The sequence below is a fragment of the Dictyobacter kobayashii genome (assembly GCF_003967555.1).
Taxonomy (GTDB): domain Bacteria; phylum Chloroflexota; class Ktedonobacteria; order Ktedonobacterales; family Ktedonobacteraceae; genus Dictyobacter; species Dictyobacter kobayashii.
Genome location: NZ_BIFS01000001.1, coordinates 2377583 through 2399498 on the forward strand (window position 1 = coordinate 2377583; position 21916 = coordinate 2399498).

The following is a 21916-nucleotide window of genomic DNA, read 5'->3' on the forward strand; positions in this document are numbered from 1 at the left end:
CATTTCTTCTGTGGTGCAAAATTTGCGCTGTGCGCAAATTTTGCACCACAGAAGAAAAAAAGTTCGGGCGCGTCAGCGCACGCACGCACGCACGCACGCACGCACGCACGCAAAGGAACGATCAAGATAACGAACCACGCTGCAGACGCTCAATAATATCCTTTAAACGCCGCGTCTCCGAAGCATGCTGCTCACGCAAAGAAATCATCTCTTGCTCCAGTTCCTCCTGCATACGCTCCATACGATCCTTCATATGCAGAATCGCTTCGACCCCGGCCAGATTGACACCCAGGTCCCGCATCAGGCTGCGAATATGAATAACGCGCTCGATATCATTATCTGAATATAGGCGTGGGCTGTGCGGACTATTGCCTTTGCGCGCAGGTGCGATCAGTCCTAAACGTTCGTAATGACGCAGGGTTTGCTCATGAACTTCAGCCCGTTGAGCAGCAACGCTGATGATATACCAGGCGCCATCACTGTTCTCAGGCATGTCTTCTCACTCTCCTTTGCTGCGCTATGGATGCGCTTCAACTCCTCGACTACGAGCCAGTTTCTCGAACAGTTCTCGCTCCTCTGGCGACAGGTGCATTGGTAACACAACCTTGACATGGGCATAGAGGTTACCACTGCCATCACCACGTAGGTGTGGCATGCCTTTTCCCGTCAAGCGAAACTGCCGATCATTCTGTGTCTCAGATGGAATAGTGAGTAAGAGTTTGCGACCATCGGGGGTAGGTACTGCGACCTCGCCACCCAGCATAGCCTTGACTAATTCGACATTCACGTCGACATGCAGATCATCTCCCTTGCGCTCAAAGGTGGCATCAGGTTTAACACTGATGACCAGGAAGAGATCTCCGCGCGGACCCCCACCAATACCAGGCTGACCTTCGCCGGCCACCCGGATCTTGGAACCATTATCGACGCCCGCCGGAATTTTTACCTGGATACGTTTACTCTTTGGCAGTTGTCCTTGCCCTGAACAGGTTGAGCAAACTTTATTATTGACTTCTCCGGTACCACGACAGGTAGGACAAACCTCGGTAGATTGAATATTGAAGGTGCGTGAGCCACCAATATAGGCTTCCTGAAATGTCACCTCAACTGGCTGCTCTATACTGTCCCCGGTGCGCTTACGTATATCTTCGCGCATACCACCCATACCCGCGGCACGTCCCGTAGCACCATTTCCGCGGCCAAAGAGAGCCTCAAAGAAATCAGAAAAGCCACTGGCACCACTGGGATCAAAATCAAAGGGAGTGCGTCCACCACCATAGCTATATGTGCGGCGACCACCACCTGAGAAGTTGGGACCAAATTGTTCCTGCCAGTTGGGTCCTAAGGTATCGTAACGCTTGCGCTTGTCTGCGTCCGAGAGTACCTCATAGGCTTCGTTGATCTCTTTGAATTTCTCTTCGGCCTTTTTATCACCAGGGTTTACGTCAGGATGATACTTACGAGCTAGTTTACGGAAGGCTTTTTTAATGTCGTCCGCGCTCGCACCTCGCGCCACACCCAATATTTTGTAATAATCTTTATAATCCATATCCCAGCCCTCTTACAGAATATTGTAAACGAGGCACGATCAGTACCTCCTCCAGCTAGCTATTGATGCTTATTTGCCACTACCAACACTCACTTTGACACGGGCGGGGCGCAGGGTCTCTTCTCCAAGTGTATAGCCTTTTCGAAACTCTTCTAGAATCATGCCATCAGGCTGGTCACTATCTTCGACCGCTTCTACTGCCTCATGCAAGTAAGGATTGAAGGCTTCTCCCACGGTTGGCACTGTGGTGAGTCCTTCGCCTCGTAATACTTCGTTCATCTGCCATTGGAGCATGTGAAGCGTGTGCTGTAGTTGTGTTTTGTCCATTGTGTCTTCATACATTAAGGCGCGCTCAACATTGTCCATGACTTCTAATAATTTATTAAAGACAGCCTTCTTTTGATATAAAACGCGGTCGGATACCAGGCGCTCCTGACGCTTGCGGAAGTTGTCCCAATCGGCTCGCTCGCGCAGATACTTATTCCAATTCTCTGCCGCTTCCTTTTTTGACTGCGCTAATTGTGCTTCTAACTCAGCAATGCGCTGCTCGGCACCCTGCTCCATACCATTGGCGTTTTGTTGATCTATCGTATTAGCCTGCTCGGCTGTTTTATCGCGCTGCTCTTCCATTACGTTTTTGTCGCTCCTTACTATGTTTTCTCTCATTCTGACTATAAGGATAAGTATAAGCTTTATTGCCATTACAGTATAAAACTTGAGCCACTTACTGTCAAGTTTACTGCCAGGCGCTGCAGGGCTATTTCATGTTTCTCTTTGGCGCCTGCGGCGCCGGGTTGGGGTGTGGAGTGTATTTGGTGGGCGGCGGCCGCCGCCCACCAAATACACTCCACACCTGAAAGATGTGCATTCTCTAGACGAACATGAAATAGCCCTGCCAGGCGCTGCTTTCTGGTGCTCCTGGCTTACTGCTGGGAGAGTATTGGAGGGTAGGGGTTAGTCGTCAACCATTTCGAGCCAGGCTTCCGACCAGAGAGAGCCACGGGTGAGAAAGATAGGCCCCATCAGGGTATCCTGCTGGATGTTGATGCGTTCCCATTTCCAGAGCTCAAGGACGGCGATAAAGGTAACGATGATGACCAGGCGTGAGGTTTCGTGCTCAAGGATGTCTGAGAGTGAGACCATAGCGGCTTCTGTCAGGCGGTGACGAATTTCGTTGATGCGTTCACTGACGCGTACGCGGGCCACTGGCAATAATTCTTTTCCTTCTGCTGGCTCTCTGTCCTTGAGCTCTAGTAAACGCTGGAAGGAACGCGTCAGCATCTGCGCTTCTAAACCCGTTAAGGTCGGTGGGGTCCAGGCCAGCTGCGCTTCGATGCCTGCCAGTAGACTTGAACGGCTATAGGTCTGTAAGCCATCTTCTTCGCGCTGCCGTAATGTCTGGGCGATATCTTTAACCAGCTTATATTCGGCCAGGTGCTGCTGCAGCTCATCTACCAGGTCGGCCGCGCTATCATTCTCGCTAGCACTTTGTTCACGCGGCGCCTGGGGCAAGAGGCTCTGCGATTTAATAAAGAGCAGGCGAGCTGCAATCGAGATGAAGGCGGCCATATTAGCCAGGGGAAGGGCATTTTGCTCTTCCCAGCTGTGAATCTGCTCTAGATATTGGTCTGTAACGGCGACAAGTGAGATAGTAGTTATCTCCATTTGCCGTTTTTCAATCAGGTGCAACAAGAGGTCGAGTGGCCCTTCAAAAACTGGCAGATGGACCACATAGCGGGCCTGCTGTTCTTGAGTGAGCACCTCCGGCGCAGCCACGGGCTTTGTTGACATCAGGATACCTCGTCGACCTGGTGTAGTTCGGCTGCGGGTCCGTGGGGCTGGTGATGGGTACGTATATAGAGTACAGATCGCTCGGAGAGTCCGGCTGCCGCCGCCAGCAGTGCCCCCACTTCCGCGTGGTACCAGGCATAGCTGAGCGACCGGCGCCAACGCGCGCACTGGCTGCCTTCGATCTGCTCAGGAGGCAAGACGCTGCTTTGTAAGAGAGCCGGGGTAAGGCGTTTTCCCAGCACAATCGTTGGACGTGTCCAGAAAGGCACACGTCCCTCGGCCTTTCCTACATCGTGTAGCAAAGCGGCCGCCAGCATGTCTGGCTCTCGGCAACCTCGTTCCTGCAAGCCACGGCATACACGCAGACTATGCTGCTGATCTGCGACTGTCATGGTACGAAATAATGCATAAGCCTGCGCCGGTAGCCAACTCTTTACTTCGTTGTAATCTGCCGTGCTCAGTGGCGGCACAAAACCTAGTTGTTGGCGTACCTGCCCTAAGCGATATTTGATAGTTGTAATCAGCTTTGTACCTCACAGATAACATGCTAGTTTGATCAGAGCTATGGATGAAAAATCAGGTGCCCATAATAGTAGAACACGTCCAATGGATATCCAGCCGCCAGTGAGGTCAGATTTAGAGCCCCTAGCTGAATGTAAAAGGCCAGACGAAATAGAAAGAAATCGCTTAAGCCAGGCGAGAATTGTGCGAGAAATGGCAGAAAGAAGAACAAGATCAGAATAATGAAAGGTCCATATGTGGCTGAGCGTGAGAATTGTACAGCCTGCTTACTGGGTAAGAGTGTATAAACAATTTGATATCCATCCAGGGGATAGAGAGGAATAATATTAAAGATGGCCAGGCTTACGTTGACGGTAGCAAATACTGAAAGGAACTTCATGACAAAATTGAGTGCAATATTGGTGCCCGTTATTGGAATCAACCCGCGTGTCAGCGCGCCAACGGCCAGGCCAACAATTAAACTAAAAATGGGGCCCGCACAGGCAACCAGCAATACACCAGTATTGGCACCTACCTTCATTTTCCAGGGATCTGGTTTGACCGGCCGGCCCCAGCCCAGTCCAGAAAATGATTGAAAGGCGAGGATTACGCACATCAATGTTCCAACTGGATCAATGTGTGAGCCCAGTCTCAGCGTTCTGCGCTCTGATGTAGCTGGCGAATGATCGCCTAACAGGGAAGCCATTTGCGCATGCGCCCACTCATGCAGAATAATCGCTCCTAAAAAGGAGAGAATTACCATTAGCGATAAGATCACGTCTATCATTCACTCACTCGTTCTTTCAAGCTAATAGATCAATTTCCATACCTTCGCAGGCGGAGCGTGTATGCGCGAAATGCACACGTGCATCCGCTTCCATCATATCCAATTGATCATCATCATAGGTTGGTTCATGGTGAAATAGGATGAGCTCTTTGACTCGGGCCATGCGAGCCACTTCAGTCGCCATAAAGACTGTACTATGACCAAACCCTTGCTTCTCATTCTGGTAATCAGGGGTAGTGTATTGCGCGTCATGGATTAATAGATCCGCACCATCGATAAATTCTAGCAATGATGGCTCTATACCATTACTCCACTCAACATCGGTCGCATATACAACACTATGCCCTTTATACTCTACACGATAAATAATAGCACCATTTAAAGGATGGCTGGTGGTGAATCTGGTCAATACCCTGGGCACGTCTGCTGATCTGGATGGGAGCGCTTCGACGGTAGGGACTACACTGGGATCAGGCTTGCCCTGCGGCCAGCTAATACATTGATCATCTACGATGGTATGAAATGTGCGCTGCGATGGGAGCTGGCGTACATCTACAGGAAAATAAGGTGGCGACATTAACGGTACGATCAGATCTTCTATATTATGGCCAGCAAGTTGTGGGCCAAACAGGTGAAGATTAGTGCGGGGATCGAAGAGAGGTGAGAAAAAAGGAAATCCAACCAGGTGATCACCATGCCCGTGGGTAATAAATAAAGACACGTCACATGCAGCCTGCTTCCCAATGCGCTGCATGAGCGCTGAACCCAGGCCAATGATCCCACTACCAGCATCAAAAATAAGTATGTGCTTGCCAGCCCGGATCTCTACACAGGATGTGTTTCCACCATGCCGCAGTGTCTGGGGGCCAGGAGTAGGATAACTTCCACGTACTCCCCAGAATCGAACCTGAAAGCGTGATTCCTCGACATTGGCCATATATATATAGCTCCTACGCAACCTACTTTGTAATTGGTGGCATGCTTTTGTAATTCACCATATTATAACGTCTGACGAAAATATTGAAAAGGCTGCTTCTTCTTGGTTTGAAACGATTAAACAAGTTCATCCGTGAAATTATTATTAAGTAAAGGTTAACTAACACATCGATATACTTGAAATGCTTATAGCGCTTCAATTAAATGTCCAGTGTGCAATGTTACTCCTCAATAAGGACATTAAGCATAGTACATAGTGGAGGATTAATAATGGCCTCTATTCGACCTGCATCTGGTCAGGCAGCCAAACAGAAAGCCCGCGACGTAGCCTCTGATGCCAGTCAGACAATTCAGGGGGGTACAAAAGACGCCCGAAATTTTGTGAAGAAGTTTTATCATGATTGGTCTCTCCATCTGACGCAGGCCTTGACCTTTGGCCTGGTCACATCAGTGATACCGTTGGGAATGCTTCTGGTGGCGATTGTTGGTAGTCTTATCGGCTCCCTCAATGGTCATGCGCGAGATCAGTTTGTCAAACAATTACAGGGTATGCTGCCACCACAGATCCTGCCAGCACAGATTACCAGTTCAGCCTTGCAGAAATTTTCACAGGGTTCGGGCATCTGGATTCTGGTGAGTGTAATTGCGGCGATCTTCTTTGGTTCACGCCTGTTTACTTTGTTAGAGGCGTGTTTTGATATTATCTATCGCGTCCCGCAACGCCCGGCAAAGCAGAAAAATATTCTAGCTATCATTATGGTCTTAGTCTTTATGGTCTTGACCCCGTTGCTGGTGCTGACATCGCTGGTTCCAGAACATTTGGTCAGTATTCTTCAGAATACTCCAATCAGCTCAAGTTCCAGTATGCTCAATAAGATTGCGGGTGTTGTCAGCAGTTTGATAGTCTCATTCTTGCTGTTCGAAATCATCTATACCTTTATCCCGAACCGCAAAGGTACGGTGAAAAATCGTTTGCGCGCCAGTGTTCTGGGCTCGGTTACCGCTGCCATTGTTTTACAACTTGGACTTATTCTGTTCCCGTTGTACATACACACCTATACTAGCGGCGTGGTAAGCCAGATCGCCTTTGCTCTGATCTTTATGCTGTTCTTCTATGTCATTTCATTGGTTACTCTGATCGGAGCCACGGTGAATGCGTACTTCGTGGAAAATGTTCAACCGACACCAAACGATTTTGTGACGCGCGCCAGTCATAGCAGCTAAGCCCTGCAGAACCTGCCAGACAAAAAACAAACACAGGCATAGAAAAACGCTCGGTTCAAGTAACCGAGCGTTTTTCTATGCCTGTGTTTGTCCGCTCATATGCAGGGCTTTTTCATGCTCTTCCAGAGATCACGAGAAAGCGATACGATATCCATTCTTTCCGGTGTGGAGTGTGGTTGGTGGGCGGCTGCAGCCGCCCACCAACCACACTCCACACCCGGCGCCGCAGGCGCCAAAGAGGAACATGAAAAAGCCCTGGCTCATATGCTTGTTCTATAACAAAATATCGACCATATGATACAATGAAGAAAGCCAAACGTACAGGAAAGCGAGGCAAGTAGCAGCTATGGGTCGCGGAAGAAATGATCGTTCCCACAATGGCTGGCATCCTCAAGATGAGGATCGCTTTGTGGAGAATCGCTATATCCATGAAAACGATTATGAGGATTATGAAGATCCTCAACCTGGAGTTCGCCGTGTACCAGGCCGAACTCACCCAGATTCACCTCGCTCACGACCATATCGTGCTGTGCCTGCAGAGCGCTCCCCACACCAACCTCCACGGCGCGTGGTGCGACAAATTCAGCCTCCTCGCAAACGACGCGTCTGGCCCATATTACTCTTAGGCTGCATGATTGGTGTCTTGTTAGCTGTCGGTGGCCTGGCTCTGCTGGTAATTCTTGGCGTGAGCTCGATCCAAAACGGCGGACATCTCACTGGTTTGCCCGGCCTTCCCTCGACCAAACCATTTACACAGACCGTTACACTGGATGCTGGAACCACGGCATTCACCAGTATCGAGGTCTGTGACAAGATTGGGAATGTGAATCTACAGGTTGATCCAACGGCCACTAAAACTACGGTCACCGCCCTCAAAACGGTCCAGGCTAGCAGCGAGACGGATGCCGCTAATCTGTTTAAACAGGTCACAGTGGAAGTACAACCTCCTACAACCATCAGTAAGGCGCTGAGTTGCTCAACCCAACAACCGCCAGCTACAGCGACCGCCAGCAGCCCCACAACCCCAACCAGTGCCAGTAGCGCACTGATCATAAATGTGACTTTGCCCAAACCCGTGGATAATCAGGTCGATCTGACGGTCACGCTACCGACAACGGCTATTCAAACGACCGATCATCCATCGCTGACATTGAATGTTGAGGCACCGAAAGGGGATATCACAGTATCTGGACTGAGCGGAGTGCTTAAATTACATGGCGAGACAGGCAATGTCAATGTGACCCATGCGGTCCTGGCCGATGGTTCTCAAATCGAAACAGGCCAGGGAAATGTAAGCTTTGATGGCTTCTTGTTTATGCCGGCCGACGCACAGACCAGCGCTCGCTATATGTTACGCAATGAAACTGGCACGATCACAGCTACCTTGCCAGCTAACACCAATGTCACCCTGGACGCTAATACCAACATCGGAGCTATCCATAGCGATTTTCCGCTTTCCATTAACAATAATGGTGGACCGGTTAGTTACCATGGACCCCTCAACGCATCTGCGGGTCCCACACCACTCGCAACTCTTGTCCTAGATGTGAGTACTGGCAACGTTAATATTAAGAAGGCAAAGCAAGTATCGCCATAATATTCTCACTTGTCACACGAAATCAGCACAAGTATAATGTCACGTGAATAGGATACAGATGCCGCTTTGAAGGTGAAATTTTCAATTCATTTTTTATGGCCTGATTTTGTCTTTTTTCATTCTGCGCTATCTGATTTCCTGTCTACACCACCCATGCTCACGCAGAAAGGAGGGCTGTGATACATCTCCTTCGCTAACGCCGGGAAATGTTATCATGGTATGTTTTCATGGATGCGGTGAACAATCCTTCCGTGCTTGGTTCTCTTCAGTTCTTGACCGGCCCTCTGGCTGGCAAGTCCTTTCATATTACAAAGCCCATTACTAATCTGGGCCGTGAACCTGGCAACGATATCGTTATTTCAGATCCTTCGGTCTCCAGACACCATGCCCAGATTATGTGGAATGGGAATGTCTGGTCGATTAAGAAGACGGCAACCCAGAATACTATTGCGTTGAATCAACGTGAGATTAACCAGTCTCCGTTGAATGATCGCGATACGATTGGCCTGGGACAGGGTACAACATTCCTATTCCTGGTGGCAGAGTCCGGTCGCCCAACACCGCCCGCGACTGAACGTGGCTTAACGCCTAATGGGGCCCAGCCAGCGGTGCCGCCAGTTTATGCCAATCCAGCTAATGCCCCTTTCAATGTAGCTAATCCCAATCGGCCTTCACAGGTTAACAACCAGGCAGCGCCTGTACAGCCACAGCCAGCGAACTTTGGGTCGCCTGTGCAGAATCCAGCCAACAATGGTTATGTGGCGCAGGCTTCGGCCTACGGGTTTGATGATCACATGCCTACTTCAACACAGCGTAGCCCTTTTGAGGGTGGCACCATTGCGGGTACACCTCCAGACACTGGCATTCCTACCCTTGAGGTCAGTACTAATACCGATCAAGAAAAACACCTCTATCCTCTGACCTCTGATCGACAGGTCTTTGATATTGGACGTGACCCATCCAATACCATTGTTATCAATCGCCCGACTGTTTCCAGCTTCCACGCACAGATCGTGCGTGAAGGCAATCAATGGGTTCTTATCCATCCTAATCCTAAACGTGGGCAAACACTAAACGGACTGACCTTCCAGGGCCAGAATATCACGGGCCAGCAACAATTTCGCCGCGTCCTGACACGTGGCGATGTCTTCCGTATTAGCGATGCCAATGGTACGTTCGTTTCCTTGACCTTTAATGATGGTAGCGGACAGACTCAGGATGTGGTTCCTGAGCTACAGCCGATCCAGTTGGGCGCCCCGGTCATCACGTTCGGCCGTGCACCAGATAATATGGTCGTGCTGAAACACCCACAGGTCTCCAGCCATCATGCTCGCCTGGAACAGGTCACTGGTGGTGGCTATCGGATTGTTGACCAGAACAGTACGAATCATATCTACGTCAACACTCAGCGCACTACCAACCAGGTGCTCAACCAGGGCGATGTAATTCGGATTGGCCCATTTAAGCTTACTTATACCGGGACGGTACTGACCCAACAAGATGAGAGCTACGGTATTCGTATCGATGCGTTGAACTTGAAAAAAGAAGGCAATAAACATGTCGTCCTGCTTAACGACATCTCCTTTGCCATTCCGCCACGTAAGTTCGTGGCCCTGGTCGGCGGCTCCGGTGCCGGTAAGTCTACCTTGATGGATGCCCTGAATGGTCTGCGCCCGGCCCAACAAGGTGTTGTGTTCTATAATGGACAGGATTACTACCGCAACCTGGCTGCCTTTAGTACTCAACTGGGCTATGTGCCACAGGATGATATTATCCACCGTGAATTAACGGTTGAGCGCGCCCTATACTATGCGGCTAAACTACGTCTCCCTCAGGACTTCACAGAAAAACAGATCAAAGAGCGTATCGATGAGGTTCTGGAAGATGTGGAGATGAAGCATCGCCGTGGCTTGCTGGTCAATAAGCTCTCTGGTGGACAGCGTAAGCGTGTTTCAATTGCGCTCGAATTGCTGGCTAACCCCAGTGTCTTCTTCCTGGATGAGCCTACCTCGGGACTTGATCCAGGCCTGGATCGCAAGATGATGCTCTTGTTGCGTAAACTCGCTGACAAGGGTCATACGATCGTTCTGGTTACCCATGCCACCAATAATATCAATGCCTGCGATTATATCTGTTTCCTGTGTCAGGGTGGCCGCCTGGCGTACTTTGGTCCACCCAATGACGCCAAGGCTTACTTTGGCAAGACAGATTTCGCTGAGATCTATAGCGCCCTCGAACCCACGGATGAGAATCCATCTATACCAGCCGAGGCCGAAAATAGATTTAAGCAATCGCCGGATTATACCCGCTATGTGGTGGGAAATATTCAGCAAGGCCCTGCCGGTAACGCTAATCTGCGTACACCCGCTGACCCGATCAAACCACCCAAACGCGGCAATCCCTGGAAGCAGTTCTTCTTGCTCTGCATGCGCTACATGGAGCTTATCCTGAATGACCGCGTCAATCTGGCCATTCTTGTCCTACAGGCACCCATCATCGGCTTGCTCTTGTTTGGCCTCACCGGCCATGGCACCTTTGATAGTAACAAGGTAGCGACCTGTGTGGGACACGTCAACATGCTGGACCCCAACTCGCATAGAACTGATAATTGCCAGGTTGTCGTCGACTTCTTAAAAACGGATCAGGGCAAGCAGGCGGCCCAACAACAAAATCTCAGTGTCGATCAATTTCTAAATAATTCGATCCTACCAGGATCGGGCACAGACGCCCAGAAGATCCTCTTCATAATGGCCTTTGCGGCCATTATGTTTGGCTGTATCAATGGATCGCGCGAAATTGTCAAAGAGGCAGCCATTTACCGGCGTGAACGCTCGGTCAATCTAGGAATAGTACCCTACCTCTTCTCAAAAATAGCCGTCCTGGGCATCTTTAGCCTGGTCCAGAGTTTGATCCTGGTCTTCATGGTCTCTCTCAGCGCGCCATACCGGAATAGTGTCTTGCTACCACCATTCCTGGAGATCTACATCTCCATGGCCTTGACCTCGCTGGCAGGACTCATGACTGGCCTGCTCATATCCGCCATTGTTCCAAACAATGACCGGGCCATGAGCATCGTCCCACTACCGCTCATACCCCAGGTCATTTTTGCCGGCGTCATCTTCTCATTGGACAGCCCTAAGTTTCTCCAGATTCCGGGCGCGTTCTTCAGTGCACGCTGGTCAATGGCAGCCATGGGAACAACCGTAGGTCTCCACGGAGACAAACTCAACACAGACAGTTTCTCATATGTCTCAAACCTATTCAGTACCGTCAACGGTAACAATCATAGCGCGGCCATCGCCCATCTCCTCCTGAGCTGGGGCGTCCTCCTCGCCATGATCATCCTCCAGGGCCTCGCCATCGCCTTCTTCCTAAAAAGAAAAGACGTAAGAGCCTAAGGGAGGTGCAGGAGGGCCGCCAAGGCCCTTCTGCCGGGGTGCGGTGGCAGGTATGCTGGGGCATACCAGTCCCCGCTTTCTCTTTTCTTTTTTTCGCCGCCGCAGGCGGCCGAAAAAATATTATAATCCTATTGCACAAACTGTATATTAGATAATATACAGTGGTACTTCTTGGCACCAACCTTGCCGCCAAACATTTCGATATGCTATTGTAGCAATGTTCCAGCACAAATGGTGAAACAAAAGAAACAAGTAGGCTAGCCATGTTACTCAATAGGCGTATTATCGTAGGAATCTGTGGAGGAATTGCATCATACAAAGCGGTTGACCTGGTCAGCAAATTGCAACAGGCCGGCGCTATAGTAGATGTGATTATGACTGAGCACGCGGAAGAATTCGTCCGCCCGCTCACATTCGCAACCATGAGCCATCGGCGCGTGTATAGCGACCTCTGGGAGGCCTCGGGAGAAGCCGCAGAGACACATATAAAATTAGCTGAAGAGGCTGAACTACTGGTAATTGTGCCGGCGACCGCTAACACAATTGCCAAACTGGCTTACGGCCTGACAGATAGCATGCTGACAGCCGTAGCCCTGGCAACTAAAGCGCCACTACTACTGGCACCGGCGATGTACACAAATATGTACACTCACCCGGCTACACAAACAAACCTGGCTACGTTACGCGAGCGAGGTGCTTTTATTGTAGAGCCAGAAGTCGGCCGACTCGCCTCCGGCGCGGTCGGCATCGGTCGTTTTCCAGAGACAGCCACTTTACTTGGGGCCATTCAAAAAGTTTTGGGGCGACAGGGAGATCTTTCAGGTCGCCGTGTCATTGTCACAGCTGGTGGGACACAGGAACCAATCGATCCAGTACGATACGTAGGGAATCGCTCATCAGGAAAAATGGGCTATAACCTCGCAACGGAAGCTAGAGATCGCGGCGCACACGTTATATTAGTATCGGGACCCGTTGCACTACCCACTCCCTATGGAGTGGAATTGCACCAGGTTGAGACGGCGATGCAGATGCGTGACGCTGTGTATAACCTCATTACAGACGCAGATGTTCTTATTATGAGTGCTGCCGTGGCGGATTTCCGTCCAGCCCACGCCGCAACACAGAAAATTAAGAAAACAGGTAATGAGGTCACGGGGCAACACGGAAAAGGTGAGTTCTCAGTTCATCTGGTACCTAACCCAGATATTCTGGCAGAACTTGCTGCTTCACTCGATGGTGGGGACCATGCCAGAGAACCACACAATGGCATACCTGTACCTCAGCTAAAGCGACGCCTGATACGCGTTGGCTTCGCTGCCGAAACTGAACACCTTATCGAGCATGCCCGGGCAAAGCTACAGAAGAAACAACTGGACATGCTGGTCGCGAACGACGTTTCGCGCTCAGATAGTGGTTTCGGTACCGAAACCAATAAGGTGCTTATCTTTCATGCAAATGGTGCAATGGAAGACTTGCCTGTAATGCCCAAAACCGGCGTTGCGGCGGCAATTTGGGATCGAGTTGTGCCGTTGCTAGGCTAGGCCAGGCACAATAGAGTTGGGAGGACGTGGCGCTGTGATGGGAGAATTTGTTCTAGATTTAATGGGTACGGAAAGTACGCAGGAGGAATCCATGATGGATCGTGCTGCTAGCGCTGGTTTTGAAGGCATCGCGCAGATGCTGCTCGAGCAGAAAAAATTAATGGACGCATTAGAGGCTGAAAACCGGGAGCTGCGTAGACAGCTCGCCGATCTTCGCCGTGGTATTGGTATTGCTGTGGTAATTGAGGGTAAGACAATCCAGCTCGCAACCGAGTCTGGATCCTCCAGCCAGTCAGGCCAATCTCAGGCAGCTCTCCAGAGCTTGCAGGGTATGCAAAATACCCACCCGCTATGCCCCCCTCGACCGGTGGCAGTGGAACCTATAACAGCAATGGTCGCCAGACCAATGGTCAGCCTCAGGTGAACCTGAATGGCGATAAACGCGATAATAACAATAATGCACGTAGCCCCCTGGCCGATAGCTTCGTTCTCTAAGCCAGGCACTTCGTCGCCATCCCAGACATTCTAATCAGGAAAGAGTAGTCAAATGCCCTTTCCTGATTTTTTTTCTTTATTTTGCCTTAAAAAATCCGTCTAACAGGGTAGCAGTAAAACTCTTGTATCTTTGTACAAACACTGCTATTATCAAACCGAGAGCATATCCAGGTGGTAAGTTATTCCTGCCAGATATTTCTCCCTTACCTGAGCTGGTCTATTATAAGGAGGATTCAATGACCTGTCCTCGCTGCCACAATCCAATTGCGGATGGCGTGAAATTCTGTGGGACATGTGGAGCGCCTGTCAATGCAGGCCCAGTGCCTCAAGGAGCCCCTCAAGCGGGTCCTTATAATTCACCCCCTCCCTCACAACCGGGAGCCTATGGGAACCCACCCCAGGGGGCATTTACTCCACCTAATCAGTTTGAAGAGTATACCAACAGCATGTTTGGTAACTCGGTCCCCAAAGCTGAAATACACAATCCTAAGGGTCCTTTGCGCCTCGCTGATATGACTATCAGCATCGATGGCGAGCTGGTTCCGGTCGTTGATATCATGCTTGGCAATCAGTTGTCGGTCTATTTTGAGCATCATATTCTACTCTGGAAACATCCAGGAGTACAAATTGGCTTTAAATCGCTCAAGGGCGCGGCACGGCGTTTCTTTGCGGGTCTGCAGGTCTTTATCAGCGAAGCTCAGGGACCGGGCAATATCTCGTTCTCACGCGATTCTGTGGGGCAGGTAGTGGCACTACGTCTCCAACACGGACAAACAGTAGAGGTGCGCGAACATCAATTCCTGGTAGCGACCAGCAATGTCGATTACAATTTTACCTTTGTGCAGGGGGCTGCCAATATTCTCTTTAGCCGCACCGGCCTCTTTATTGATCAATTCACTGCCGTTAACGGAGAAGGCATGGTCTTGCTTCACGGCTATGGCAATGTCTTCGAAAAGATGCTCGCGCCTGGTGAGGCGATCGACGTAGAACCTGGTGCCTGGCTCTGGAAAGATCCATCTGTACAAATGCAGATGACAACCGTAGCTGGTTCACAGCGCGGCGGAGGCATCCTCGGAGCAATCGGAGGCCTGATGGCAGGTGCATCATTCACACTCAACCGCTTCATTGGACCTGGCCGTGTAGGCATTCAATCAATGACCTATCATCCACCAACCACCGAAGGTTCGCCTCAAGCCGGCGGCCAAAGCAACTTCATGGGTGGCTTCTTCGACAACAACTAATTGCATCCGAGGGAGGTGCAGGAGGGCCGCCGAGGCCCTCCTGCCGGGGTGCGGTGGCAGGTATGCTGGGGGCATACCAGTCCCCGCTCATCTCCTTCCTCCGCTCCCGCCACAGGCGGCAAAACCCAGAAAATAATCCACCTGCCTCAAACAGATGGATTATTTTGATTCGCCTTATCCTTATTAATGCGCAGAATCTTTAGCATATATTGCTCTGAATTCAAGTAATAGGGATTACGCTTAATATATTTGCCCACCACAGAAATAGGATGTAACTTCAACATCTCCACAACCAGGCTGGGCAATAATTTACTATGATCATAGTGCATCAAAGCAATAATAGGAGCATTCTGGAAAGTAAACACAGCATCTGAAGCTGCCTCATATTTCAAAATTTGTTCTGGAGTAGCAATATCTTTAGCCAACCAGGTCATATCCATAGAAATGCGGACAGCCTGCCAGCCCTCACGTAGAGCTTGAGCAATAAATGTTTGATGTGAGGAGAGCAAGAAATATGGGTCGAAGCGCTTCCCATTGGCCAGAAACGATTCCCGCTCTTCATAAAGGACAAGTTGACCAGATGCAGTTAACTCATCCACATCTACTTGCAATTTCTGTAGCTCTTCGCGTAACTCTTTCACCTGGGCGGGCGAGGCAGCAAAGAGGCATTTCTCTTTTAATGAGAGCCCAACGCGCAATAGGCGCGCCGTCACTCCTGGAATTTCTGTCACTTTACTATAAAGCTGGCAGATATGCGAGCCAGGGGGTATACGCTCAGATTTACCTTCAACACTAAGATCCATACCTACCTCCGCTAAAATTGCTAATCCTTGCAGACTTTTGTGCTTTTTGTCGCTGCAATAAGCGGGCCGAGCGATTGATCATAAAGACCACAAACCAGGCCATCAGGCCAAAAATAACGACACCTCCAACAAACACTAAGAGGAGGATGAACGCTATTTTCTGCAAAGATGCATTGCTGCTGCTGAATAAAGCTACGATCGGCAGTGTGCCAACCAGGAGGGCAACCGGAAAAATGGTGGCCCATGAGACAATGACCCTCACTTCCTGTGCACGAGTCAAGGGCTCTTCGCCAGTATAGGGGAAGAGTATACGTCGCGCGAGCTTAAAGCGGGGTTGGTATTCTTGCATAGTGCTACTTTTGCCCTTCCTGTTGCCGATATTGCAACCAGCGCTGTAGCATTTCTTCTGCCTGGTATAAAATATTTACTTCATTCTGATATGTCAGGCGACGGCTGGCCTCGTATAAGGAGAACCACTGCACAAGATCATATTCATGATCATGTAAAGCGGTATCACCACCGACCGCTTCCAATAAGAAATGCCGCACTTGCTTATGGTAGCGCACCTGTTCACGCACAAAAGCATACGAGATGCTGCCAATATAAGCAATCAATTGTACTTGCACCCCTGTTTCTTCCTGTGCCTCGCGTACTGCGACCTGCTCGATTGTCTCGCCTGGCTGAGGCGTCCCTTTAGGTAAGGTCCAGATACCGGCGTGGCTACGCCCCACCAGCACTACTTCCATAGATACCATCTTATCAACGCCTTCATCATTTCGGCTAGCATCGCTATGGTTCTGTGTGAAGTCTCTGTCAGGAGAGAGCAGAGGAGCAAGGCGAAATACAACGCCACCCGCTGAATAGGCCCGCATTGTTCTATATCGCTCCATTGCTCGCGATGTACCCTCTCTATTACCACCAAAGTGCGGCGCGAGTGCGCTTGCGTCACTCCACAGAAAGTTGAGGATGCATGCACCTTAAGCGCTTTTACTCTTTCCCTTTCGCCCCTCCATCCCTGCTTTACAGCGCGATGCACGGTCTTCTCTGCTATTCGTTAGATACTACTATACAACATTTTTCGCCCCCACCGTTACATAATTCTATAAGGATTAGCCAGTATGGGGGATTTTTCTGCTTGCGCTTCGCAACAACCAGTAACACCACTTATGTAACCAACTATCTATAGTTAAGCCAATTGTGAGTCACGCTGATTGACCATTGTAATACACCTACGCCACACGTCCAATTCACAGTTGAGAATTATGAGGAAGTATAACGAATGCATCAGCAAGTGTCAAGATAACGCACGACGAATAGCTTCCAGGTTCTTCGTCGGGGTTTCAGGAGCGATGGAACAGCCTGGCGCCAACAGTAATCCCTGTCCGCCCGTTTGCTCAAGGACTGCACCAATCTCGTCTTGTATCTGTCCCGGCGTCCCCTTTTTAAGGGTGCTGTGCTCATTGAGGCCACCCATAACGGCTTTACCTGAGCGCAGACGACCATCACGTAGATCGGGATTGCCCGCCAGTCCAGGTGCCCAGCTGATGGCCTGGACCGGATAACTGGCCAGGAGATCAAAGTAGATGTGGGAACCACAGTTGTGCAGGATATTAAATTTGCTGCGGCTCTTGATGGCATCTAAAAATTCAAGGTCATATTGTTCGCCAAATTCGCGGTATTGGTCTTGCGTGAGCAGTCCAGCACTGGCCCAACCATTGGTCGCGTAGAAAATGCCGCTCGCGCCTTGCTCCAGACAGGCGATGGCGTAATTGATCAGGGTTTCGGTGATAATGCGTAAGGCTGTATGCAGGGCACGACGATCTTCGCGAATGGTTAAGAGTATAGGCTCGTTCTTGTCACCAGCCAGGTAACGGGCCACACCTAAAGGACAAAAAATGGTCTGGGTGAAATAGGCATCATATCCAACTTCATGGTTTACTAATTGCAACACACGCAGCTGCTCTTCCAGTGACCCCTGATCGGGCTCCAGAGGGCGAATACGCTTCCAGTCTGTGGTACTCTTAATAGGTGTGTATTCGCAGGTAGGAGCTTGAAATTTGTGACCCGAGGGGCGATACCTGGCCTTCCAACCCTCAACCAGGTAAGAGGCACGTGGATTCACTTTGACATAATCCCAGTCGTAGCGATTAAAATTTTCGGCCACCGCCTCGGAAAATGCTTGAACGTCCCATTCTCTTTCATAATCATGTCCCCATACACTGACGGGCACACGATCCACTTTTTCGCCACGCAGGGCCGCATCTACGCGTTCTTTTTTATTCATTGGAATTAATGCTCTCCTGTCATAAAAAAGCAATCAGTCATCCCGCTCGCACGACTGCCGATTGCAGGGCTGGCTCTTATTTATGTGCATCATCAAGGGCTTTAAAACGATATCCGACTCCACGTTCGGTGAGTATATATTGTGGATGCGCGGGATCTTTCTCTAGCTTTTGACGTAGATAGGTAATATAAAGACGTAGATAATGTGACTCGTCTCGATACTCTCGCCCCAGACCTTCGATAGCAGGGTTTCATGGGTAAGCAGGCGGCCAGCATTGCTGACCAGGTGATAGAGTAGCCGGTATTCGGTTGGTCGCAGGACAACTTTTTGCCCTCGCACAATTACTTCGCGCCGGGCAAAGTCTATGGTCAGGTCGTCGTCCACTACGATCTCGGTTTTGCGCGATGGGGGTGCCATCAGTGAACGGCGTAAGAGGGCTCGGATACGCGAAAGAAGTTCACGGGGACTAAAAGGTTTGGCGATATAGTCGTCAGCTCCAAGATCCAGGCCGTGGATGCGATCTTGTTCGTTCTGCCGCACGGTCAGCATGACGACCGGGACGGTGGATACTTCGCGAATGGCCCTGAGGGTTTCAAAGCCATCCATCTCGGGCATCATCACATCCAATACCACCAGGTCGGGCAGGTTGTCACGTAACTCGTTGAGGGCTTCTATGCCGTTGCTGGCTTCGAGCACGCGATAGTGCTCTAATTCCAGATTCATACGCACAAGATCGCGGATACGAGGTTCATCGTCCACGATTAGAATGGTCATGTCACGCTGATCAAATACTTCCTGTTCCATCATCAAAAAACCACCATCGGTAACGGCGCTTTCTCCTCACGCGGTAAACTAAACGAAAATGTTGAACCTTGACGCAGTGTGCTTTCAACCCAGATGCGTCCTCCATGGGCCTCGATAATCGCTTTACAAATATACAGGCCCAGGCCAGCTCCGGGCGTTGACTGTGAGAGCGGCTCTCCAACACGGTGGAAGCGATCAAAAATTTGTTCTTGCTCTCGCAGTGCAATACCCATCCCTGCATCTCTGACACTGACAATGACTTCTTCGCCGGTCACATAGCAGGTTATGGTAATTTCTGGATGCCGTGGTGAATATTTCACGGCGTTATCCAGTAGATTCTGTAAAACCTCCTCGATACGCTCCCGGTCGGCCATTACGGCTGGCAGGTGTGGCGGAATCGAGAGCGAGATCTGCACCCCGGAGGTCCTGGCTTGCAGACGACGCACCATGCTGCGTATTAAGTTTTCCAGGTCGAGCGTGATGATATCCATCTGCAATCCATTGGCCTGGATACGCGAAGCATAGAGCAGGTTTCCCACCAGCTTGTTAAGACGGTCGGCCTCTTCTTCAATCGCAATCAGGCGCGAACGAATCGTCCTGCTATCAAAACGCGCATCCGTACGCGCTAAAGTAGATGCATAGCCTTTGATAATCGCGATCGGCGTCTGCAATTCATGCGAGATGACAGAGATAAATGTTGAGCGCTGCTCCTCTTGCTGGTGCTCGCGCGTCAGGTCATGCACATTTAAAATGCCGTTCATGGGTTCTCCGCGCGCGGAACGAACACACGAGGCGGTGACGGCTACCGCAAAGCGCTGACCATCACGAGCACTGATAATCATCTCACGATTAACAACTTCCTGGCCCGCGAAAGCCTGTAGGATCACAGAATCCTGTAATCCAAGGTCGTTGCCTTGCCGATCTTTGGGGCGCAGGACCTTGATGTAGAATTGACCTAACACTTCGTTTTCTCGCCAGCCGGTCAGGCGCTCCATAGCCGGATTGAAATCGATGATACGCAATGCGTTGTCGACTGTTAAAATGCCTTCGGTGCTATATTGAAATATAGCCGCCAGGCGCCCCTGCTCTTTTAGCAGGGATTGTGAGTGCAGGGCAAAACGTAAGCTGGCCGCGAGCTGGAGCACAAAAAGGTGGAGCGTTGATGGCTCAGTTCTGTCTTCGTCGCTATTGCGCTCAAAACATGAACGCAGCGTAGCCAGCCGCAAGAAATACAGGGTTCCAAGCGGTCCCGCTTCATCATACAGGGCCAGTGAACAACATTCAACCCCTTGCCCCTCTACTACGTCTTCAGCTAGCCCTAATTGCGTGGCCAGATCGGGTGGCATCGTCTCTACAACTAATGGATGCAATGTGTTCGGCTGCATGCTTTCCTGCACATACGCGAGCAGCAATGGCACCGCAGCTTTATTGAGATGATAAAGTGTATATTCGGTACTACTCTGTGGATCAAACGCTTCGTTTGAGACCACAAATACACCGGATTCTCCACGCAGCAATTGTATCGCACTACCCACCAAAACCGTCATTTGATCATGAGGATCCTCTACCTGCTGCGGCTGGGACCAAGACATAACAGACTCCGCGGTGGAAAATTTCAGCTGGACTTTCCGAAAACGAGGTATACGTTCGAAAAGCTTCATGCATTCAATGGAATAGACTTGCCAGTAAGAGGCAACGGTGTTATTGTAACACATATATGTAGAGGTGAGTAGACACATGCATTTTGACATTTTCACTCTGTTCCCGGCTATGTTTCAGGGGCCGTTCACTGAGAGCATTCTCAAGCGTGCCCAGGAGCGCGATCTCTTGAGCATCGCTTTGCATAATATTCGCGATGTTACGACGGACAAACACCATGTGGTGGATGATTATCCCTATGGCGGTGGGGCTGGCATGGTTATGAAGCCGGAGCCGCTCTTTAATGCCATTGAGGCGGTTCACCAGGGTGGTCCAATCATTTATCTGACACCTCAGGGACGCCTGTTTAACCAGCAAATCGCCCATGAACTGGCCCTGGAACCACGCGTCACCCTCCTCTGTGGACACTATGAGGGCATCGACGAACGTGTCTGCGAACACCTGGTAACTGATGAAATCTCGATCGGCGATTACGTGCTGACCGGTGGCGAGCTGGCTGCTATGATCCTGGTGGATGCGGTCAGCCGCCTGACCCCTGGTGTGCTGGCGGAGGGCTCGACCACTGAAGAGTCCCACAGCAATAACCTGTTAGAATATCCTCAGTACACACGCCCTCCAGTCTTTCGCGGCTGGAGCATTCCAGATGTCTTGCTCTCTGGTCACCATGCTAATATCGAACGCTGGCGGCGCAAAGAAGCGATCCGCCGTACCCGTGAACGCCGACCAGACCTGTTTGCCAAACTTGACCTGAGCAGCAAACAGGATAAAAAAATATTGAAAGAATTGGACGACGAGACCCGTACATAAACGCGCTTCATACGTTCAACTGACTATGAGGCAGCCCCGACACTCTCTTCAGTACAACTCCTGTATTGGGAACAGCTGTCACAGCTGCACCTGATTAACACAAATAAGAAGCGGCCCTCCCAAATTTTCTGGGAGGGCCGCTTCTTATTTGTGTTAATCAGTCTATCTCTTCATCATCAATAGCGGCTCTTGAGGATGGATTATGTTGAAAACGCGACGAGGCCTGACTGCGCAAGAAGTCATTCCTCGCCTTTTCTTCCGCCATAATATCGTCGGCCTCATCAGCCAGACTATGTCCATCACCGCCACGGTGGCTGTTGTCGTAGACTTCGCGGGCTCGCCCACCATCCACCGATTGGCCGATGATGCCACGCTGTTCCAGTAAATCAATCAAGCGAGCAGCGCGTGAATAACCTACTTTGAGGCGCCGCTGGAGCAATGAGATGGAGGCCCGACCCTGCTCACGCACCACTTCTTCGGCCCGATCCAGCAATTCATC

Annotated in this window: 20 protein-coding genes and 1 pseudogene; 7 read left to right on the plus strand and 14 right to left on the minus strand. The window is 50.5% G+C overall.

Annotated elements, in window-relative coordinates; all coding sequences use genetic code 11:
- Positions 1–121 precede the first annotated feature (121 nt).
- From EL645_RS10460 to EL645_RS10490, 7 genes are all read right to left on the minus strand, one after another.
- Positions 122–493 (minus strand): MerR family transcriptional regulator, encoded by a 372-nt coding sequence (locus tag EL645_RS10460; RefSeq protein WP_126549973.1) that lies wholly within the window; start codon positions 491–493, stop codon positions 122–124.
- Between the two features lie 24 nt (positions 494–517).
- Positions 518–1549, minus strand: coding sequence for a DnaJ C-terminal domain-containing protein (locus EL645_RS10465; RefSeq protein ID WP_126549974.1), 1032 nt, complete (start codon positions 1547–1549; stop codon positions 518–520).
- A 69-nt stretch (positions 1550–1618) separates the two neighbouring features.
- Entirely contained in the window at positions 1619–2179 is a 561-nt protein-coding gene (locus EL645_RS10470; RefSeq protein WP_161977279.1) for a nucleotide exchange factor GrpE, read from the minus strand.
- Positions 2180–2503: 324 nt separating this feature from the next.
- Positions 2504–3340 (minus strand): segregation and condensation protein A, encoded by an 837-nt coding sequence (locus tag EL645_RS10475; protein ID WP_126549976.1) that lies wholly within the window; start codon positions 3338–3340, stop codon positions 2504–2506.
- Positions 3340–3732, minus strand: a complete 393-nt coding sequence (locus EL645_RS10480) for an HD domain-containing protein (RefSeq protein ID WP_126549977.1) — start codon at positions 3730–3732, stop codon at positions 3340–3342. The genes EL645_RS10475 and EL645_RS10480 overlap by 1 nt, the downstream gene beginning before the upstream one ends.
- Positions 3733–3902: 170 nt before the next feature.
- A complete protein-coding gene (locus EL645_RS10485; RefSeq protein ID WP_126549978.1) occupies positions 3903–4628 on the minus strand; it encodes a site-2 protease family protein in 726 nt (241 codons plus the stop codon).
- Between the two features lie 16 nt (positions 4629–4644).
- Positions 4645–5565: an MBL fold metallo-hydrolase gene (locus EL645_RS10490; protein ID WP_126549979.1), complete on the minus strand. Its 921-nt coding sequence runs from the start codon at positions 5563–5565 to the stop codon at positions 4645–4647.
- Positions 5566–5834: 269 nt separating this feature from the next.
- On the opposite strand from EL645_RS10490, the gene EL645_RS10495 reads away from it, so the two are divergent.
- The 6 genes from EL645_RS10495 to EL645_RS10520 all read left to right on the plus strand — a co-directional run bounded on the left by EL645_RS10495 (position 5835) and on the right by EL645_RS10520 (position 15060).
- Positions 5835–6788, plus strand: a complete 954-nt coding sequence (locus EL645_RS10495; RefSeq protein WP_161977280.1) for a YihY/virulence factor BrkB family protein — start codon at positions 5835–5837, stop codon at positions 6786–6788.
- 346 nt (positions 6789–7134) lie between these two features.
- Positions 7135–8385, plus strand: coding sequence for a DUF4097 family beta strand repeat-containing protein (locus EL645_RS10500; RefSeq protein WP_126549981.1), 1251 nt, complete (start codon positions 7135–7137; stop codon positions 8383–8385).
- A gap of 227 nt (positions 8386–8612) precedes the next feature.
- Positions 8613–11783, plus strand: a complete 3171-nt coding sequence (locus EL645_RS10505; RefSeq protein ID WP_126549982.1) for an FHA domain-containing protein — start codon at positions 8613–8615, stop codon at positions 11781–11783.
- 263 nt (positions 11784–12046) lie between these two features.
- The gene (coaBC, locus tag EL645_RS10510) at positions 12047–13324 is read left to right on the plus strand and encodes a bifunctional phosphopantothenoylcysteine decarboxylase/phosphopantothenate--cysteine ligase CoaBC (RefSeq protein ID WP_126549983.1); all 1278 of its coding nucleotides are present in this window, start codon (positions 12047–12049) and stop codon (positions 13322–13324) included.
- Positions 13325–13415: 91 nt separating this feature from the next.
- On the plus strand, positions 13416–13748 hold the full coding sequence (locus tag EL645_RS10515; RefSeq protein ID WP_126549984.1) for a hypothetical protein: 333 nt from the start codon (positions 13416–13418) through the stop codon (positions 13746–13748).
- Positions 13749–14055: 307 nt separating this feature from the next.
- Positions 14056–15060: an AIM24 family protein gene (locus EL645_RS10520; RefSeq protein ID WP_126549985.1), complete on the plus strand. Its 1005-nt coding sequence runs from the start codon at positions 14056–14058 to the stop codon at positions 15058–15060.
- A 146-nt stretch (positions 15061–15206) separates the two neighbouring features.
- Here the strand turns inward: EL645_RS10520 and EL645_RS10525 are convergent, their stop codons facing one another.
- The 6 genes and pseudogenes from EL645_RS10525 to EL645_RS10550 form a co-directional block, all read right to left on the minus strand.
- The gene (locus EL645_RS10525; protein WP_126549986.1) at positions 15207–15863 is read right to left on the minus strand and encodes an MEDS domain-containing protein; all 657 of its coding nucleotides are present in this window, start codon (positions 15861–15863) and stop codon (positions 15207–15209) included.
- Positions 15853–16212, minus strand: coding sequence for a hypothetical protein (locus EL645_RS10530; protein WP_126549987.1), 360 nt, complete (start codon positions 16210–16212; stop codon positions 15853–15855). Before EL645_RS10530 ends, EL645_RS10525 begins: the two co-directional genes overlap by 11 nt.
- A 4-nt stretch (positions 16213–16216) precedes the next feature.
- The gene (locus tag EL645_RS10535) at positions 16217–16735 is read right to left on the minus strand and encodes an NUDIX hydrolase (protein ID WP_161977281.1); all 519 of its coding nucleotides are present in this window, start codon (positions 16733–16735) and stop codon (positions 16217–16219) included.
- Between the two features lie 422 nt (positions 16736–17157).
- The gene (locus EL645_RS10540) at positions 17158–18147 is read right to left on the minus strand and encodes a uroporphyrinogen decarboxylase family protein (RefSeq protein ID WP_126549989.1); all 990 of its coding nucleotides are present in this window, start codon (positions 18145–18147) and stop codon (positions 17158–17160) included.
- A 76-nt stretch (positions 18148–18223) separates the two neighbouring features.
- A pseudogene (locus EL645_RS10545) lies at positions 18224–18951 on the minus strand (response regulator transcription factor).
- A gap of 2 nt (positions 18952–18953) precedes the next feature.
- A complete protein-coding gene (locus tag EL645_RS10550) occupies positions 18954–20543 on the minus strand; it encodes a sensor histidine kinase (RefSeq protein ID WP_161977282.1) in 1590 nt (529 codons plus the stop codon).
- Positions 20544–20688: 145 nt separating this feature from the next.
- Here EL645_RS10550 and trmD point away from each other — a divergent pair, with 145 nt between their 5' ends.
- Positions 20689–21417 carry a tRNA (guanosine(37)-N1)-methyltransferase TrmD gene (gene trmD, locus EL645_RS10555; RefSeq protein WP_126549991.1) on the plus strand — a complete coding sequence of 243 codons (729 nt, stop codon included), beginning with the start codon at positions 20689–20691 and terminating at the stop codon, positions 21415–21417.
- 157 nt (positions 21418–21574) lie between these two features.
- Here the strand turns inward: trmD and EL645_RS10560 are convergent, their stop codons facing one another.
- The gene (locus tag EL645_RS10560) at positions 21575–21910 is read right to left on the minus strand and encodes a DNA translocase FtsK (protein WP_246035335.1); all 336 of its coding nucleotides are present in this window, start codon (positions 21908–21910) and stop codon (positions 21575–21577) included.
- Positions 21911–21916 lie beyond the last annotated feature (6 nt).

Bases quoted from the DNA above. Each gene is read 5' to 3' on its own strand.
- EL645_RS10460 (WP_126549973.1), bottom strand. From the start codon at position 493: ATGCCTGAGAACAGTGATGGCGCCTGGTATATCATCAGCGTTGCTGCT.
- EL645_RS10465 (WP_126549974.1), bottom strand. From the start codon at position 1,549: ATGGATTATAAAGATTATTACAAAATATTGGGTGTGGCGCGAGGTGCG.
- EL645_RS10470 (WP_161977279.1), bottom strand. From the start codon at position 2,179: ATGGAAGAGCAGCGCGATAAAACAGCCGAGCAGGCTAATACGATAGAT.
- EL645_RS10475 (WP_126549976.1), bottom strand. From the start codon at position 3,340: ATGTCAACAAAGCCCGTGGCTGCGCCGGAGGTGCTCACTCAAGAACAG.
- EL645_RS10480 (WP_126549977.1), bottom strand. From the start codon at position 3,732: ATGACAGTCGCAGATCAGCAGCATAGTCTGCGTGTATGCCGTGGCTTG.
- EL645_RS10485 (WP_126549978.1), bottom strand. From the start codon at position 4,628: ATGATAGACGTGATCTTATCGCTAATGGTAATTCTCTCCTTTTTAGGA.
- EL645_RS10490 (WP_126549979.1), bottom strand. From the start codon at position 5,565: ATGGCCAATGTCGAGGAATCACGCTTTCAGGTTCGATTCTGGGGAGTA.
- EL645_RS10495 (WP_161977280.1), top strand. From the start codon at position 5,835: ATGGCCTCTATTCGACCTGCATCTGGTCAGGCAGCCAAACAGAAAGCC.
- EL645_RS10500 (WP_126549981.1), top strand. From the start codon at position 7,135: ATGGGTCGCGGAAGAAATGATCGTTCCCACAATGGCTGGCATCCTCAA.
- EL645_RS10505 (WP_126549982.1), top strand. From the start codon at position 8,613: ATGGATGCGGTGAACAATCCTTCCGTGCTTGGTTCTCTTCAGTTCTTG.
- coaBC (WP_126549983.1), top strand. From the start codon at position 12,047: ATGTTACTCAATAGGCGTATTATCGTAGGAATCTGTGGAGGAATTGCA.
- EL645_RS10515 (WP_126549984.1), top strand. From the start codon at position 13,416: ATGATGGATCGTGCTGCTAGCGCTGGTTTTGAAGGCATCGCGCAGATG.
- EL645_RS10520 (WP_126549985.1), top strand. From the start codon at position 14,056: ATGACCTGTCCTCGCTGCCACAATCCAATTGCGGATGGCGTGAAATTC.
- EL645_RS10525 (WP_126549986.1), bottom strand. From the start codon at position 15,863: ATGGATCTTAGTGTTGAAGGTAAATCTGAGCGTATACCCCCTGGCTCG.
- EL645_RS10530 (WP_126549987.1), bottom strand. From the start codon at position 16,212: ATGCAAGAATACCAACCCCGCTTTAAGCTCGCGCGACGTATACTCTTC.
- EL645_RS10535 (WP_161977281.1), bottom strand. From the start codon at position 16,735: ATGCGGGCCTATTCAGCGGGTGGCGTTGTATTTCGCCTTGCTCCTCTG.
- EL645_RS10540 (WP_126549989.1), bottom strand. From the start codon at position 18,147: ATGAATAAAAAAGAACGCGTAGATGCGGCCCTGCGTGGCGAAAAAGTG.
- EL645_RS10550 (WP_161977282.1), bottom strand. From the start codon at position 20,543: ATGTCTTGGTCCCAGCCGCAGCAGGTAGAGGATCCTCATGATCAAATG.
- trmD (WP_126549991.1), top strand. From the start codon at position 20,689: ATGCATTTTGACATTTTCACTCTGTTCCCGGCTATGTTTCAGGGGCCG.